We start from the raw sequence: 14,783 nt of genomic DNA, 5'->3' as shown, positions 1-14,783 counted from the left end.
TGGGCGTTGGTTCTCTCAGACGCCGGCGGCGTGCGCCTGCTGGTCCGCGTGGTAGCTCGAGCGCACCATCGCGCCCACGGCCGCGTGGCTGAAGCCCATCTTGTAGGCCTCTTCCTCGAACATCTTGAAGGTGTCGGGGTGCACGTAGCGGCGCACCGGCAGGTGCGAGCCCGACGGCGACAGGTACTGGCCGATGGTCAGCATGTCGATGTCGTGGGCGCGCATGTCGCGCATCACCTGAAGGATCTCTTCGTCGGTTTCCCCCAGGCCCACCATGATGCCGCTCTTGGTCGGCACGTCGGGGTGCAGCGCCTTGAACTTCTTCAGCAGGTTGAGGCTGAACTGGTAGTCGCTGCCGGGGCGCGCTTCCTTGTAGAGGCGCGGCGCGGTCTCGAGGTTGTGGTTCATCACGTCCGGCGGCGCGGCCTTGAGGATTTCGAGGGCGCGGTCGTCGCGGCCGCGGAAGTCGGGCACCAGGATCTCGATCTGCGTCATCGGCGAGAGCTCGCGGATGTTCCTGATGCAGTCGACGAAATGCTGGCTGCCGCCGTCGCGCAGGTCGTCGCGGTCGACGCTGGTGATCACCACGTACTTCAGGCGCAGCTTGGCGATGGTCTTCGCGAGGTTGAGCGGCTCGTCCTTGTCGAGCGGGTCGGGGCGGCCGTGGCCCACGTCGCAGAACGGGCAGCGGCGCGTGCACTTGTCGCCCATGATCATGAAGGTGGCCGTGCCGTTGCCGAAGCATTCGCCGATGTTCGGGCACGAGGCTTCTTCGCAGACCGTGTGCAGGTTGCTCTCGCGCAGGATCTGCTTGATCTCGTAGAAGCGCGTGGTGGGGCTTCCGGCCTTCACGCGGATCCACTCGGGCTTCTTGAGCACCTCGCCCTGCTGCACCACCTTGACGGGGATGCGCGAGAGCTTGGCCGCGGCCTTCTGCTTGGCCAGCGGGTTGTAGTTTTCGGCGCTTTGCGCGTCGCGGACGACTTCTGTGGTGCTCATTGGATTGCTAAGGCGCCAGGTAGGTGGTGAGCTTCTGGCTCAGGACCCGGGCGGCTTCTTCCCATGTGGTTTGGACCCCGATTGTAGAAAGATCGACCGTTTGCAGCCCCGCATAGCCACAAGGGTTGATGCGCGAGAAGGGTTCGAGGTCCATCTCGACGTTGAGCGCCACGCCGTGGTAGGTGGCGTGGCGGCTTACCTTGATGCCGAGCGCGGCGATCTTGCCGAGGCCGCGAAACGGGTCGCCGGCGGGCAGCGGGCCGGTCAGCGCGGCATGCGAAAAAGGGTCGTCGAGCCGCACGTAGATGCCCGGCGCACCCGCCACGCGGTGGCCCGTCACGCCGAAATGGGCCAGCGTGCGCAGCACCGATTCCTCGATGCGGTAGACGTATTCCTTCACGAAGTAGCCCGCGCGCCGAAGATCGATCAGCGGGTAGGCCACCACCTGGCCCGGACCGTGGAAGGTGACCTGGCCGCCGCGGTCGGTCTGCACGACGGGGATCGAGCCGGGGTTCAGGATGTGGTCCTGCTTGCCCGCAATGCCCTGCGTGAAGACCGGGGCGTGTTCGCACATCCACAGCGCATCGGGCGTCTCGGGCAGGCGCTCGAGCGTGAACTGCTTCATCGCGCCGTAGGTGGCGGCGTAGTCGGCTGGGCCGAGCCATTTCAGTTCGATGCCCGTGCGCATGGCGTGCTCGGCGCTCACTGCCTCAGAGAACGACCTTGACCATCGGATGGCCCGAGAGCGCGCGGTAGAGATCGTCGAGCTGCTCGCGGCTGGTGGCGGTGACGGTGATCGTCACGCCGAGGTAGTTGCCCGCCTTGCTGTCGCGCAGCTCGATGGTGGTGGCGTCGAAGACCGGATCGAAGCGTTCGGCAATCTGGGTGATGGCGTGCACGAAGCCATCGGCCTTGGCGCCCATGACCTTGATCGGGAACTGCGAGGGGTACTCGATCAGCGATTCCTTGCGCGGATCGGGAACGTGAACGGTAGCGGTTTCGATCTTGTCGTTGGTGTCGGTCATGCGGGAACTCCTTGCGTTTGCGCGTTGTGCAGCTTGGCCTTCTGGTAGGCCGCGTACAAGGCTTGATAGATGGGGCCGGGGCGGCCATTTCCAATCACCTGGCCATCGAGCGTCACGACCGGCAGCACCTCCTTGCTGGCTGACGAAAGCAGCAGCTCGTCGGCACCGAACACCTCGTCGCGGGAAATGCGGCGCAGCGCAAACGGGATGCCGCACTCGGCGCACAGGCGTTCGAGCAGGCCGTAGCGGATGCCGGTCAGCACCAGGTTGTCCTTGGGCGGTCCGACGAGGCCGCCGTCCTTGGCGATCCACACATTGCTGGACGATGCCTCGCTGAGCCATTCGTCCCTGAACATGATGGTCTCGGCCGCGCCGGCCTCGACGCTGATCTGCCGCGCCAGCACCGCACCCAGCAGGCTGGTGCTCTTGATGTGCGCCTTCTGCCAGCGGAAGTCGGCCGCGCTCACGCAGGCCACGCCCTTGGCGCGCACGGCATCGGCCACCGGCGGCAGCGGATTCACCATCACGAACACGGTCGGGCGCACACCCTTGGTCATGGCATGATCGCGCGGCGCAACACCGCGGGTAATTTGAAAGTACACGGCCTGGGGCGCATCGCCGCCCGGCTCGATGAGCCGCATCACGATGTCGCGCCACTGGGCGAGCGTGAGTGGATTGGCAATCTGCAGCTCGGCCAGCGAGCGATCGAGCCGGGCCATGTGTTCATCGAAGCAGAAGGGCTGGCCTGCGTAGACGGGGACGACTTCATAGACGCCGTCGCCGAAGATGAAGCCGCGGTCGAGGACGCTGACGCGTGCGTCTTTGAGTGCGGTGTATTCGCCGTCGAGGTAGCAGAGCGTGGAGGGGAGTGCGGCGGTAAGAGGGTGCATGCTGGAATTATGGTTGCGCGCGCCAGGTCGGGTTCTCGTCAGCCAACGAAGCCTCGATTTGCAAACGCGACAGCTCAGGCGGCCGGACGGGCTGGGTTTTTACTTATAATCAATGGCTTTGTAGAAATTCTGGGTCGTCATCCGGGCTTCATTCGAAATGAAAACAATCGCCCGAAAAGATGAGGAAGTCGCTGAAGACCTCGACGCAGAATACAAGCCGTTGACCGCCGATGAGGCGCGTGAACTGCGTGCAAGGCATCCCTCGATTTCCCCCTGGTGGGTCATCGCGGGGCAGTTGGTTGTCGGTCTGCTGGTGGCTTTGGCCGCCTGGGGACTGACGGGGAGGCAAAATCTGGGATGGTCCGCCGCTTACGGTGCGATCGCAGTGGTCATTCCTGCTGCGGTGTTTGCACGCGGGCTGACCGGCCGGTTTTCTTCCCTGAATCCGGGCACTGCGGTGGTTGGATTCTTCCTGTGGGAAATGGTCAAGATGGCCTTGTCGATTGCGATGTTGTTCGCAGCGCCAAGGCTGATAACGGCGCTGAGCTGGCCAGCAATGCTGATCGGTTTGGTGGTGACAATGAAGGCGGCCTGGTTGGCGGTGATGTTCTCGCCCCGGCGCCGGCAACATAGAGACGAGTAACTGAATGGCTGCTGAAAACGCTGCGGAACATGGTCAGACCGCGGGTGAATACATCATTCACCACTTGACGCACCTGCAAAGCTCCAAGCCTGGGGGTGTTGCGGATTTTTCGGTTTTCAATTTCGACTCGCTCTTTTTCTCGATCGCACTCGGCATTCTGGGTTGCTGGCTGCTCTGGCTGGCTGCCCGCAAGGCTACTTCGGGCGTTCCCGGCCGTTTTCAAGCGGCCGTCGAACTGCTGGTGGAAATGGTCGACCAGCAAGCCAAGGGCATCGTCCACAACGCCACCAGCCGCAAGTTCGTTGCCCCGCTGGCGCTCACGATCTTCGTCTGGATCTTCCTGCTGAATGCAATGGACCTGTTCCCGGTCGATTTGTTCCCGGCGATCTGGGCCAAGATCTTCGGCATCGCCGGCGAAGACCCGCACCATGCCTATCTGCGCGTCGTGCCCACGGCCGACCTCTCGGTGACAATGGGCATGTCGGTTGCCGTGCTGCTGGTCTGCCTCTACTACAACATCAAGATCAAGGGCCTGGGCGGCTGGGTGCACGAGCTCTTCACTGCGCCGTTCGGCAACCACTGGGCGCTGTATCCGTTCAACTTCGCAATGCAGATGATCGAGTTCGTCGCCAAGACCGTCTCGCACGGCATGCGGCTGTTCGGCAACATGTACGCCGGCGAACTGATCTTCCTGCTGATCGCGCTGATGGGCGGTGCCTGGTCGCTGTCGGCCACCGGCATCGGCCTGGCCATCGGCCACATCATCGCGGGCACGGCCTGGGCCATCTTCCACATCCTGATCATCACGCTGCAGGCGTTCGTGTTCATGATGCTGGCGCTGGTCTACATCGGCCAGGCCCACGATCACCACTGATCATCCGTTTTCGTTTTCGTTTTTTGTTTTCTCTTCAACCAAAGTCCTCTAGGAGTCATCATGGAAGTTATTAGCTTTGTTGCACTGGCCGCCGGCCTGATCATCGGTCTGGGCGCTGTGGGCGCATGTATCGGCATCGGCATCATGGGCAGCAAATACCTCGAGTCGGCCGCACGTCAGCCCGAACTCATGGGTGAACTTCAAACCAAGATGTTCCTGCTGGCTGGTCTGATCGACGCCGCTTTCATTATCGGCACCGGTATCGCGCTGTGGTTCGCAACGGCCAACCCGTTCCTGGCTCAGATCGCCAACCTGCCGAAGTAAGTCTTTCTCGTCGGACCCGTGTCGTCGTTCCCCTCTGTGGAATGGCTTCGCATTCAATCCCAAAGAGAGGGTGAAAAGTGAGCATTACCGGTACCCTGATCGTTCAGATGATCGTGTTCCTGATCCTGGTCGGGTTCACGATGAAGTTCGTGTGGCCGCCGATCGCGAAGGCGCTGGACGACCGCGCTGCGAAGATCGCCGAAGGCCTCGCTGCCGCCGACAAGGCCAAGTCCGAACTCTCCGCCGCCAACAAGCGCGTGGAAGCCGAACTGGGCCAGGCACGCAACGAGTCCGCGCAACGTCTTGCCGACGCCGAACGTCGCGCCCAGGCCATCGTTGAAGAGGCCAAGGCCCGCGCGACCGAAGAAGGCAACAAGATCGTTGCGGCTGCCCGCGTCGAAGCCGACCAGCAGGCACTGAAGGCGCGCGAAGCACTGCGCGAACAAGTCGCGGCACTGGCTGTCAAGGGCGCAGAGCAGATCCTGCGCAAGGAAGTGAATGCGGGCGTTCACGCCGATTTGCTCGCCCGCCTGCAGACCGAACTCTGATAGAAGCCATGGCAGAACTCGCCACCATTGCACGCCCCTACGCCGAGGCGCTTTTCAAGGCCTCGTCGTCCGACGTCGCCGGCACCAGCGTCTGGCTCGACAAGATGGCCGCCATCGCGGCCAATCCGCAGCTCCAGCAGTTCGCCGACAACCCCAAGGCCACGGCCGAGCAGGTTCTCGGCGTGGTCGCCGGTGTCTTCGGTGCGCCACTGGCCGCCCATGCCCAGAACTTCCTGGGTGCGCTCCTGGACAACGGTCGTTTCTCGGTGCTGCCGGAAATTGCGAAGCAGTTCCGGGCACTGGCCAACGCGAAGAGCGGTTCGTCCGACGCCGTGGTCTACAGCGCCTTCCCGATCGACGCCGCGGCCCTGGCCAGTGTGGCGGCCGCGCTCGAAAAGCGTTTCGGTCGCAAGCTCCAGGTCACGGTCCAGCAAGAGCCGGAACTGATCGGCGGCATTCGTGTGGTGGTCGGCGACGAGGTGCTCGACACCTCCGTCAAAGCGCGCCTTGAACAAATGAAAGTTGCGCTGGCGGCCTGACGGTCTTCAGCCCTCTACTTGTAGCCTCAAAGAAAGAAGGAAAGAGTCATGCAACTCAATCCCGCAGAAATTTCCGAACTGATCAAGAGCCGCATCGAGGGCCTCGGAGTCAGCGCCAACATCCGCAACGAGGGCACCGTGGTTTCGGTGACCGACGGCATCGTGCGCGTGCACGGCCTGTCCGACGCGATGCAGGGCGAAATGCTCGAGTTCCCGCCCACGGCAGACGGCACGCCGTCGTTCGGCCTGGCGCTGAACCTCGAGCGCGACTCGGTCGGCGCCGTGATTCTGGGCGAGTACGAGCACATCTCCGAAGGCGACACCGTCAAGTGCACGGGCCGCATCCTGGAAGTGCCGGTCGGCCCCGAACTCATCGGCCGCGTGGTGAATGCACTGGGCCAGCCGATCGACGGCAAGGGCCCGATCAACGCCAAGATGACCGACGTGATCGAAAAGGTTGCGCCGGGCGTGATCGCCCGCAAGTCGGTCGACCAGCCGATGCAGACCGGCCTCAAGTCGATCGACTCGATGGTGCCGATCGGCCGCGGCCAGCGCGAACTGATCATCGGCGACCGCCAGACCGGCAAGACCGCCGTGGCGATCGACGCGATCATCAACCAGAAGGGTCAGAACATGACCTGCGTCTACGTTGCGATCGGCCAGAAGGCTTCGTCGATCAAGAACGTGGTGCGCGCACTGGAACAGGCCGGCGCGATGGACTACACCATCGTGGTGGCCGCATCGGCCTCCGAATCGGCGGCCATGCAGTACGTGTCGGCCTACTCGGGCTGCACGATGGGCGAATACTTCCGCGACCGCGGCGAAGACGCGCTCATCGTCTATGACGACCTCTCCAAGCAGGCCGTGGCTTACCGCCAGGTTTCGCTGCTGCTGCGCCGCCCGCCAGGCCGCGAAGCCTACCCCGGCGACGTGTTCTATCTCCACAGCCGCCTGCTCGAGCGCGCAGCCCGCGTGAACGCCGACTACGTCGAAGCCTTCACCAAGGGGGCCGTCAAGGGCAAGACCGGTTCGCTGACCGCACTGCCGATCATCGAAACGCAGGCCGGCGACGTGTCCGCCTTCGTTCCGACCAACGTGATCTCGATCACCGACGGCCAGATCTTCCTGGAAACCAACCTGTTCAACGCCGGTATCCGCCCCGCCATCAACGCCGGTATCTCGGTGTCGCGCGTGGGTTCGTCGGCCCAGACCAAGGTCATCAAGGGCCTGTCGGGCGGTATCCGTACCGACCTGGCCCAGTACCGTGAACTGGCTGCGTTCGCGCAGTTCGCTTCCGACCTCGACGAAGCCACCCGCAAGCAGCTCGACCGCGGCGCCCGCGTGACCGAACTGCTGAAGCAGGCCCAGTACAGCCCGCTGCCGATCTCGCTGATGGGCGCCACGCTGTTCGCGGTGAACAAGGGCTTCATGGACGACCTCGAGATCAAGAAGGTGCTGTCGTTCGAACACGGCCTGCACCAGTTCCTGAAGTCCAGCCATGCTGCGCTGCTCGACAAGATCGAAAAGGCCAAGGCGCTCGACAAGGACGCCGAAGCCGAGCTGACCGCCGCCATCACGGCGTTCAAGAAGTCGTTCGCCTGATCGGCCGGACAAGGAGCACTCATGGCAGCTGGTAAGGAAATCCGCGGCAAGATCAAATCGGTGGAAAACACCAAGAAGATCACCAAGGCCATGGAAATGGTCTCGGTTTCCAAGATGCGCAAGGCGCAAGAGCGCATGCGTGCCGCCCGCCCCTACAGCGAGAAAATCCGCAACATTGCGGCCAACCTGGGCAAGGCGAATCCCGAGTACACGCACGCGTTCATGAAGAAGAACGAGGCCAAGGCCATCGGCTTCATCATCGTGACGAGCGACAAGGGCTTGTGCGGCGGCCTGAACACCAACCTGCTGCGTGCCGTCACCGGCAAGCTGCGGGAAGCGCAGGCTGCGGGCGTTGCCATCGAGTCGGTGGCCATCGGCAACAAGGGACTGGGCTTCCTGAACCGCATCGGTGCGCGCGTGGTGGCCCATGTCACCCACCTGGGCGACACGCCGCATCTCGACAAGCTCATCGGGCCGGTCAAGACGCTGCTCGACGCCTATGCGGAAGGCAAGCTGTCGGCCGTGTACCTGTGCTACACCAAGTTCATCAACACGATCAAGCAGGAGCCGCTCGTCGAGCAGCTGCTGCCGCTGGCCGCGGACTCGCTGCAGGTCGAGGCTGGCCAGCATTCGTGGGACTACATCTACGAGCCCGATGCGCAGAGCGTGATCGACGAGCTGCTGGTGCGCTATGTGGAGTCGCTGGTCTACCAGGCCGTGGCCGAGAACATGGCCTCCGAGCATTCGGCGCGCATGGTGGCCATGAAGGCCGCAACCGACAACGCCGGCAATGTGATCGACGAACTGAAGCTGGTCTACAACAAGACCCGCCAGGCAGGCATCACCAAGGAGCTGTCTGAAATCGTGTCCGGCGCCGCTGCTGCGGCCGGCGTCTGATCGCCGGGAAACTGGTCATACCAAAAGAGGGTGCCGGCCCGTCCGGCATTCTTGCAAAAGCGGCCCGCGATGGCACAAGGACGCTTCTGCAAGAACCTGTCGCAACATTATTGAGATCCAGAAGGAAACGCCATGGCTGAAGGAAAAATTGTCCAATGTATCGGCGCCGTGGTCGACGTGGAGTTCCCGCGTGACCAGATGCCCAAGGTGTATGACGCCTTGAAATTCGAAGGCGGCGGGCTGACCCTCGAAGTCCAGCAGCAGCTCGGCGACGGCGTGGTGCGCACCATTGCACTCGGTTCGTCCGACGGCCTGCGCCGCGGCCTGATCGTGACCAACACCGGCGCACCCATCACGGTGCCCGTCGGCAAGGCCACGCTGGGCCGCATCATGGACGTGCTCGGCCGTCCGATCGACGAGCGCGGCGAAGTGAGCCAGGATCTCACCGCATCGATCCACCGCAAGGCGCCTGCGTACGACGAACTGTCGCCTTCGCAAGACCTGCTGGAAACCGGCATCAAGGTGATCGACCTCGTGTGCCCGTTCGCCAAGGGCGGCAAGGTGGGCCTGTTCGGCGGCGCCGGCGTGGGCAAGACCGTGAACATGATGGAACTCATCAACAACATCGCCAAGGCTCACTCGGGCCTGTCGGTGTTCGCCGGTGTGGGTGAACGTACCCGCGAAGGCAACGACTTCTATCACGAGATGGCCGACTCCGGCGTCGTGAACCTCGAGAAGCTCGAGGACTCGAAGGTGGCCATGGTGTACGGCCAGATGAACGAGCCCCCGGGCAACCGTCTGCGCGTGGCGCTGACCGGCCTGACCATCGCCGAGTCGTTCCGCGACGAAGGCCGCGACGTGCTGTTCTTCGTGGACAACATCTACCGCTACACGCTGGCCGGTACCGAAGTGTCGGCTCTCTTGGGCCGCATGCCTTCCGCCGTGGGCTACCAGCCGACGCTGGCCGAGGAAATGGGCCGTCTGCAAGAGCGGATCACGTCGACCAAGGTCGGCTCGATCACCTCTATCCAGGCCGTGTACGTGCCGGCCGACGACTTGACCGACCCGTCGCCCGCCACCACCTTCGCCCACCTGGACTCCACCGTGGTGCTGTCGCGCGACATCGCTTCGCTCGGTATCTACCCCGCCGTGGATCCGCTGGACTCGACCTCGCGCCAGCTCGACCCGAACGTGGTCGGCGAAGAGCACTACAACGTGGCCCGCGCCGTGCAGGGCACGCTGCAGCGCTACAAGGAACTGCGCGACATCATTGCGATTCTGGGCATGGACGAACTGGCACCGGAAGACAAGCTGGCCGTGGCCCGCGCCCGCAAGATCCAGCGTTTCCTGTCGCAGCCGTTCCACGTGGCCGAAGTGTTCACGGGTTCGCCCGGCAAGTACGTGCCGCTGGCCGAAACCATCCGCGGTTTCAAGATGATCGTGAACGGCGAAGCCGACCACCTGCCGGAACAAGCGTTCTACATGGTGGGCGGGATCGACGAAGCGTTCGAAAAGGCCAAGAAGGTCGCTTAAGAAGGAATCACCATGGCAGGCACCATTCATGTGGACGTGGTCAGCGCGGAAGAGTCGATCTTCTCGGGCGAAGCCAAGTTCGTCGCGCTGCCCGGTGAAGCCGGTGAGCTCGGCATCTACCCGCGCCACACCCCGCTGATCACGCGCATCCGTCCGGGTGCGGTGCGCATCGAAACGGCCGATGGCGGCGAAGAGTTCGTCTTCGTGGCCGGCGGCATTCTCGAAGTGCAGCCCAACACCGTCACCGTGCTGTCCGACACCGCGATCCGCGGCAAGGACCTCGACGACGAGAAGGCCAACCAGGCCAAGGCGGCTGCCGAGGAAGCGCTCAAGAACGCCAAGACCGACATCGACATCGCGATGGCGCAGTCGGAACTGGCCGTGATGGCAGCGCAGCTTGCTGCGCTGCGCAAGTACCGCCAGAAAAAGTAAGCAAACAAGAGAGAAGAAGCGAATTCTTCGCTCCACGAAAAGCCGCCTCCGGGCGGCTTTTTTGCGTGTGCGCCCGGCATGGGCTCACTCTTGGAGGTGCAAGTCCTCCCGTAAGTTGATCATAGCGAACGAAGCGAAGCGCAACTGCGCAACTGCGCGAGGGCGACCGAGTGTGGAGAGGAAGCGTGGAGCGAAGCTGCGAGCCGATGGACAAGAACTGGATAGAAGGCGACGCCGAGCAGGGCGAGCGGGGACGTAACCGCGAAGCTCTCGTGATCAAGGCTCAGGCGGTGTAGATCCGGCGATTGTGCGGCGAAGGAGTGCGTTCTTACCTGGGGAGGCCTCGCCCTGCGGGTGAAAGCCCGACGCCGAATGGTGGAGCGAGGGGTCAGCAGAGGCCGTAGTAGTCGGCGGCCGCCCGCCAAGGGCGCAAACCCCGACGAAGGGCCAAACGAGAAGGAGTGTTGAGTCGACATGTCGATGCCGGCATCATCCCCTTGCCGCGACACTGTTCTCATCCAGACCGCCCGGTGCGGACCGGCATGCCGGGTGGTGTGGGAGGGGGCCGGTCTCTGTTGACCGGCCCCTATCCCGATCCGGCGTTCTCGCATAAAGCCATCTTCGATCTGAACTTGGTCGAAGTTCGGCCTTGTCCGGCTGAAGCTGCGCCCCTAGTATTCGCCTTCGCCCGGCCTGCACCCGTTGCGGGCGGCGGGCAAAAAGAATACCGGAGACAAAGCGCGTGGCACCCTGGAGTGGCATCACTGCGGACGAGATGCGGTTGCTGGAGACCACCTTCTGGTCGGCCGGCGGCTCGCGCCATGCCATGGCCGAGCAGCTCGGCTTCTCCAAGAGCAAGGCCAATGCGCTGATCGCCGGCCTGGTCGACCAGGGCCTGCTGGCCGAAGCAGGCCTGCAGCGCTCCTCGGGCGGCCGTCGCGCCGAAAACCTGCAGCTGCATGCCGGCCTGGGCGTGCTCGTGGGCATCGACATCGGCGCCACCAGCCTCGACGTCGCGGTGCTGCGCCCCGACCTCACGCTGCTCGCGCAGCACGATGAACCCGCCGACGTGCGCGAAGGCCCGGCCGTGGTGCTGGCGCGGGTGCGTGTGCTGATGCGCGAACTGCTCGAACGCTGCGGCTACGGCGCGAGGGACGTGATCGGCATCGGCATCGGCGTGCCCGGGCCGGTGAATTTCGAGATCGGCCAGCTCGTGAATCCGCCGCTGATGCCGGCCTGGGACAGCTTCTCGATCCGCGACTACCTGCGCGAGGACTACGCGGCGCCTGTCTTCGTCGACAACGACGTGAACCTGATGGCGCTCGGCGAGCTCTGGCGGCTGAAGCGCTCGCTGAACAACTTCCTCGTGATCAAGATCGGCACAGGCATCGGCTGCGGCATCGTCTGCCATGGCGAGGTCTATCGCGGCGCGGCCGGCTCGGCCGGCGACGTGGGCCACATCTGTGTCGACCAGGACGGCCCGCGCTGCCATTGCGGCAACGTCGGCTGCGTCGAGGCCATGGCCGCGGGGCCGGCCATCACGCGCATGGCCGTGCAGGCGGCCGAGGCCGGCGAAAGCGCCATGCTGGCCGAGTGCCTGCGCGTGCATGGCCGCATCGATGCCGTCGACGTGGGCCAGGCAAGCCGCGCCGGCGATACGGCCGCGAACGGCATCATCCAGCGTGCGGGCAACCTCATCGGCCAGATGCTGGCGTCGGTGGTGAACTTCTTCAATCCCTCGCATGTGTTCATCGGCGGCGGCATCACGCGCATCGGGCCGCTGTTCCTGGCGGCCGTGCGGCAGAGCGTGTACCAGCGCTCGCTCGCGCTCTCCACGCGGCACCTGGAAATCCAGTACACGCCGCTGGGCGTGCAGGGCGGCCTGGTGGGTGCCGGCGTGCTCGCGATGCACGAAACACTGAAGGTCCGTGGAGTGGCGCCATGACGGCGGAAGCACAAACCAAGGGAAGCGTCGCGGTCGAATTCGACGGCGTGGTGAAGGCTTTCGGCCCGGTGCAGGTGCTGCACGGCGTGAGCTTCTCGCTGGCGCCCGGCCATGTGTACGGCCTGCTCGGCGAGAACGGCGCGGGCAAGTCCACGCTGATGAAGATCCTCTCGGGCTACGAGCCGCTCACCGGCGGCACGCTGCGCATCAACGGCCAGCCGCAGCAGTTCACGAGCTCGCGCGACGCGGAGGCGCTGGGCATCGTGCTGATCCACCAGGAGTTCAACCTCGCGGAAGACCTGAGCGTGGCGCAGAACATCTTCCTGGGCCATGAAAAGAAGAAGGGCTGGCTGCTCGACGACGCCGCGATGGAACGCGATGCCGCCGCCGCACTCGCCGCCGTCGGGCTGCAGGTCGATCCGCGCACCAAGGTTCGCAGGCTCATCGTGGCGGAGAAGCAGCTCGTCGAGATCGCGAAGGCCATTGCACGCCGCGCGCGTCTTCTGATCATGGACGAGCCGACGGCCACGCTGACCCCGGGCGAAACCGAGCGGCTCTTCAAGCTCATCGCGCAGCTGCGCGCCGATGGCGTGACCATCGTCTACATCTCGCACAAGCTCGACGAAGTGGAGCAGGTGACCGACGAGGTGATCGTGATGCGCGACGGCCGCTTCGTGGCGCGCGCGCCCACGTCCGAGGTCACGCGCCACCAGATGGCCAATCTCATGGTGGGCCGCGAGCTCGCCGACCTGTATCCGCCGCGCGACCTGGTGGTGGCCGCCGATGCGCCCGCCATGCGCGTGCGCAACTTCAGCGTGCCAGGCTGGGCGCAGGACGCGAGCTTCGACGTGCGCCCCGGAGAGATCCTCGGCTTCGCGGGCCTGGTCGGCGCGGGCCGCACCGAACTGTTCGAAGGCCTGCTGGGTCTCAGGCCGGCGAGCGGCGAGGTGGAGATGCTTGGCAAGCCGGTGCCGAACCACAAGGGCTGGCGCAGTCCGCGCGACGCCGCGAAGCACGGTCTCACCTACCTCAGCGAGGACCGCAAGGGCAAGGGCCTGCACGTGAACTTCGGCCTGCGCCAGAACCTCACGCTGATGGCGCTCGAACGCTTTGCGAAGCCCTGGCTCCAGCCCGACGCCGAACGCGGCGCGCTGGCCGAGGCCGTGAAGGACTACGGCATCCGCACCGGCTCGCTCGACGTGCGCGCATCGTCTCTCTCGGGCGGCAACCAGCAGAAGCTCGCGCTCGCCAAGGTGCTGCAGCCGAAACCGAAGGTGGTGGTGCTCGACGAGCCCACGCGCGGCGTCGATATCGGCGCCAAGCGCGACATCTATTTCCTGATCCAGCGACTCGCCCGCGAAGGGCTCGCGGTGATCGTCGTCTCGTCGGAGCTGATGGAACTCATCGGCCTGTGCCACCGCGTGGCGGTGATGCGCGCGGGCCGCCTCGTTGCCACGCTGGACGCAGACCATTTGACAGAAGAGGAGCTCATCGCTCATGCCACCGGAACAGCAGACACCCATGCCGCAGCCTGAAGCCGCGCAACACCGCAGCCAGGGCAAGCCGCGCTGGGCCGAGCACCTGCACGGGCTCGGCCCGGTCATCGGCCTGGTGCTGCTGTGCATCGGCGGCACGCTGCTGAACAGCGATTTCGCGACCGTCGACAACGCCATGAACGTGCTCACGCGCACGGCCTTCATCGGCATCATCGCGGTGGGCATGTGCTTCGTGATCATCTCCGGCGGCATCGACCTGTCGGTGGGCTCGATGGCGGCGCTCATCGCGGGCAGCGTGATCATGTTCATCAACTGGGCCGGTCCCGCCTCGGGCTCGCCGCTGATGGCGGTGGTGATGGGGGCGGTGCTCGCGGTGGTGCTGGGCGCGCTGTTCGGCCTGGCGCACGGGCTCCTGATCACCAAGGGGCGCATCGAGCCCTTCATCGTCACGCTGGGCACGCTCGGCATCTTCCGCGCCTACCTCACGTACTTTGCCGACGGCGGCGCGCTCACGCTCGACAACGATCTGTCGGACCTCTATGCGCCGGTGTACTACGCAAGCCTGGCGGGCATCCCGGTGCCGGTGTGGGTGTTCGTGATCGTCGCGATCATCGGCGGCGTCATTCTGAACCGCACGGCCTACGGGCGCTACGTGCAGGCCATCGGCTCCAACGAGCAGGTCGCGCGCTATGCGGCGGTGGACGTGGACCGCGTGAAGATCCTCACCTACGTGCTGCTCGGCGTGTGCGTGGGCATTGCCACGCTGCTGTACGTGCCGCGCCTCGGATCGGCCTCGCCGACCACGGGCCTGCTGTGGGAGCTCGAAGCGATTGCCGCGGTGATCGTCGGCGGCACGGCGCTCAAGGGCGGCGCGGGCAGCATCACGGGCACGGTGATCGGCGCCATCCTGCTCTCGGTCATCAGCAACATCCTGAACCTCACCAGCATCATCAGCGTGTACCTCAACGCCGCGGTGCAGGGCTTCGTGATCATCATCGTCGCGTTCCTCCAGAGAGGGCGCCGCTAGTGCGTTCCC

16 protein-coding genes are annotated in these 14,783 nt (G+C 64.7%); 12 read left to right on the top strand and 4 right to left on the bottom strand.

The window, feature by feature from the left end; genetic code table 11:
* Positions 1-15: 15 nt before the first annotated feature.
* From lipA to VAPA_RS24850, 4 genes are read right to left on the bottom strand one after another with little or no spacing between them, the layout of a single operon-like run.
* Positions 16-999, bottom strand: a complete 984-nt coding sequence (gene lipA / locus VAPA_RS24865) for a lipoyl synthase (RefSeq protein WP_021012766.1) — start codon at positions 997-999, stop codon at positions 16-18.
* Positions 1,000-1,006: 7 nt separating this feature from the next.
* A complete protein-coding gene (lipB, locus tag VAPA_RS24860) occupies positions 1,007-1,687 on the bottom strand; it encodes a lipoyl(octanoyl) transferase LipB (RefSeq protein ID WP_021012765.1) in 681 nt (226 codons plus the stop codon).
* A gap of 22 nt (positions 1,688-1,709) precedes the next feature.
* Positions 1,710-2,024 carry a DUF493 family protein gene (locus tag VAPA_RS24855; RefSeq protein ID WP_021012764.1) on the bottom strand — a complete coding sequence of 105 codons (315 nt, stop codon included), beginning with the start codon at positions 2,022-2,024 and terminating at the stop codon, positions 1,710-1,712.
* The gene (locus tag VAPA_RS24850) at positions 2,021-2,914 is read right to left on the bottom strand and encodes a D-amino acid aminotransferase (RefSeq protein ID WP_021012763.1); all 894 of its coding nucleotides are present in this window, start codon (positions 2,912-2,914) and stop codon (positions 2,021-2,023) included. The genes VAPA_RS24855 and VAPA_RS24850 overlap by 4 nt, the downstream gene beginning before the upstream one ends.
* A 157-nt stretch (positions 2,915-3,071) precedes the next feature.
* On the opposite strand from VAPA_RS24850, the gene VAPA_RS24845 reads away from it, so the two are divergent.
* The 12 genes from VAPA_RS24845 (at position 3,072) to VAPA_RS24785 (ending at position 14,774) form a co-directional block, all read left to right on the top strand.
* Positions 3,072-3,557, top strand: a complete 486-nt coding sequence (locus VAPA_RS24845; RefSeq protein ID WP_021012762.1) for an ATP synthase subunit I — start codon at positions 3,072-3,074, stop codon at positions 3,555-3,557.
* 4 nt (positions 3,558-3,561) lie between these two features.
* On the top strand, positions 3,562-4,431 hold the full coding sequence (atpB, locus tag VAPA_RS24840) for a F0F1 ATP synthase subunit A (protein ID WP_021012761.1): 870 nt from the start codon (positions 3,562-3,564) through the stop codon (positions 4,429-4,431).
* A 60-nt stretch (positions 4,432-4,491) separates the two neighbouring features.
* Positions 4,492-4,755, top strand: a complete 264-nt coding sequence (gene atpE, locus VAPA_RS24835) for a F0F1 ATP synthase subunit C (RefSeq protein ID WP_007830191.1) — start codon at positions 4,492-4,494, stop codon at positions 4,753-4,755.
* 77 nt (positions 4,756-4,832) lie between these two features.
* A complete protein-coding gene (locus VAPA_RS24830; protein ID WP_007830193.1) occupies positions 4,833-5,303 on the top strand; it encodes a F0F1 ATP synthase subunit B in 471 nt (156 codons plus the stop codon).
* Positions 5,304-5,311: 8 nt separating this feature from the next.
* Complete coding sequence (locus VAPA_RS24825; RefSeq protein ID WP_021012760.1) at positions 5,312-5,842, top strand: F0F1 ATP synthase subunit delta; 531 nt, start codon at positions 5,312-5,314, stop codon at positions 5,840-5,842.
* A gap of 48 nt (positions 5,843-5,890) precedes the next feature.
* The gene (gene atpA / locus VAPA_RS24820) at positions 5,891-7,444 is read left to right on the top strand and encodes a F0F1 ATP synthase subunit alpha (protein WP_021012759.1); all 1,554 of its coding nucleotides are present in this window, start codon (positions 5,891-5,893) and stop codon (positions 7,442-7,444) included.
* 21 nt (positions 7,445-7,465) lie between these two features.
* On the top strand, positions 7,466-8,341 hold the full coding sequence (atpG, locus tag VAPA_RS24815; RefSeq protein ID WP_021012758.1) for a F0F1 ATP synthase subunit gamma: 876 nt from the start codon (positions 7,466-7,468) through the stop codon (positions 8,339-8,341).
* Positions 8,342-8,473: 132 nt separating this feature from the next.
* Complete coding sequence (gene atpD / locus VAPA_RS24810; protein ID WP_021012757.1) at positions 8,474-9,874, top strand: F0F1 ATP synthase subunit beta; 1,401 nt, start codon at positions 8,474-8,476, stop codon at positions 9,872-9,874.
* A 12-nt stretch (positions 9,875-9,886) separates the two neighbouring features.
* Positions 9,887-10,306 carry a F0F1 ATP synthase subunit epsilon gene (locus VAPA_RS24805; protein WP_021012756.1) on the top strand — a complete coding sequence of 140 codons (420 nt, stop codon included), beginning with the start codon at positions 9,887-9,889 and terminating at the stop codon, positions 10,304-10,306.
* Between the two features lie 775 nt (positions 10,307-11,081).
* Entirely contained in the window at positions 11,082-12,251 is a 1,170-nt protein-coding gene (locus VAPA_RS24795) for an ROK family protein (RefSeq protein ID WP_041946237.1), read from the top strand.
* Positions 12,248-13,786 (top strand): sugar ABC transporter ATP-binding protein, encoded by a 1,539-nt coding sequence (locus VAPA_RS24790; RefSeq protein WP_021012753.1) that lies wholly within the window; start codon positions 12,248-12,250, stop codon positions 13,784-13,786. Before VAPA_RS24795 ends, VAPA_RS24790 begins: the two co-directional genes overlap by 4 nt.
* Positions 13,773-14,774 (top strand): ABC transporter permease, encoded by a 1,002-nt coding sequence (locus VAPA_RS24785; RefSeq protein WP_021012752.1) that lies wholly within the window; start codon positions 13,773-13,775, stop codon positions 14,772-14,774. The genes VAPA_RS24790 and VAPA_RS24785 overlap by 14 nt, the downstream gene beginning before the upstream one ends.
* The last annotated feature ends 9 nt before the right edge of the window (positions 14,775-14,783 follow it).

Origin of the sequence: Variovorax paradoxus B4, from assembly GCF_000463015.1 — a bacterium.
Classification (GTDB): domain Bacteria; phylum Pseudomonadota; class Gammaproteobacteria; order Burkholderiales; family Burkholderiaceae_C; genus Variovorax; species Variovorax paradoxus_E.
The sequence above is the reverse complement of the archived record's forward strand: the minus strand, read 5'-3'. Positions and strand labels throughout refer to the sequence as shown.

Coding starts and splice junctions, on each gene's coding strand:
- VAPA_RS24790 (WP_021012753.1), top strand. CDS start 12,248: ATGACGGCGGAAGCACAAACCAAGGGAAGCGTCGCGGTCGAATTCGAC.
- VAPA_RS24850 (WP_021012763.1), bottom strand. CDS start 2,914: ATGCACCCTCTTACCGCCGCACTCCCCTCCACGCTCTGCTACCTCGAC.
- VAPA_RS24855 (WP_021012764.1), bottom strand. CDS start 2,024: ATGACCGACACCAACGACAAGATCGAAACCGCTACCGTTCACGTTCCC.
- VAPA_RS24795 (WP_041946237.1), top strand. CDS start 11,082: ATGCGGTTGCTGGAGACCACCTTCTGGTCGGCCGGCGGCTCGCGCCAT.
- VAPA_RS24805 (WP_021012756.1), top strand. CDS start 9,887: ATGGCAGGCACCATTCATGTGGACGTGGTCAGCGCGGAAGAGTCGATC.
- VAPA_RS24825 (WP_021012760.1), top strand. CDS start 5,312: ATGGCAGAACTCGCCACCATTGCACGCCCCTACGCCGAGGCGCTTTTC.
- VAPA_RS24785 (WP_021012752.1), top strand. CDS start 13,773: ATGCCGCAGCCTGAAGCCGCGCAACACCGCAGCCAGGGCAAGCCGCGC.
- atpB (WP_021012761.1), top strand. CDS start 3,562: ATGGCTGCTGAAAACGCTGCGGAACATGGTCAGACCGCGGGTGAATAC.
- atpE (WP_007830191.1), top strand. CDS start 4,492: ATGGAAGTTATTAGCTTTGTTGCACTGGCCGCCGGCCTGATCATCGGT.
- VAPA_RS24845 (WP_021012762.1), top strand. CDS start 3,072: ATGAAAACAATCGCCCGAAAAGATGAGGAAGTCGCTGAAGACCTCGAC.
- atpG (WP_021012758.1), top strand. CDS start 7,466: ATGGCAGCTGGTAAGGAAATCCGCGGCAAGATCAAATCGGTGGAAAAC.
- atpA (WP_021012759.1), top strand. CDS start 5,891: ATGCAACTCAATCCCGCAGAAATTTCCGAACTGATCAAGAGCCGCATC.
- atpD (WP_021012757.1), top strand. CDS start 8,474: ATGGCTGAAGGAAAAATTGTCCAATGTATCGGCGCCGTGGTCGACGTG.
- lipB (WP_021012765.1), bottom strand. CDS start 1,687: ATGCGCACGGGCATCGAACTGAAATGGCTCGGCCCAGCCGACTACGCC.
- lipA (WP_021012766.1), bottom strand. CDS start 999: ATGAGCACCACAGAAGTCGTCCGCGACGCGCAAAGCGCCGAAAACTAC.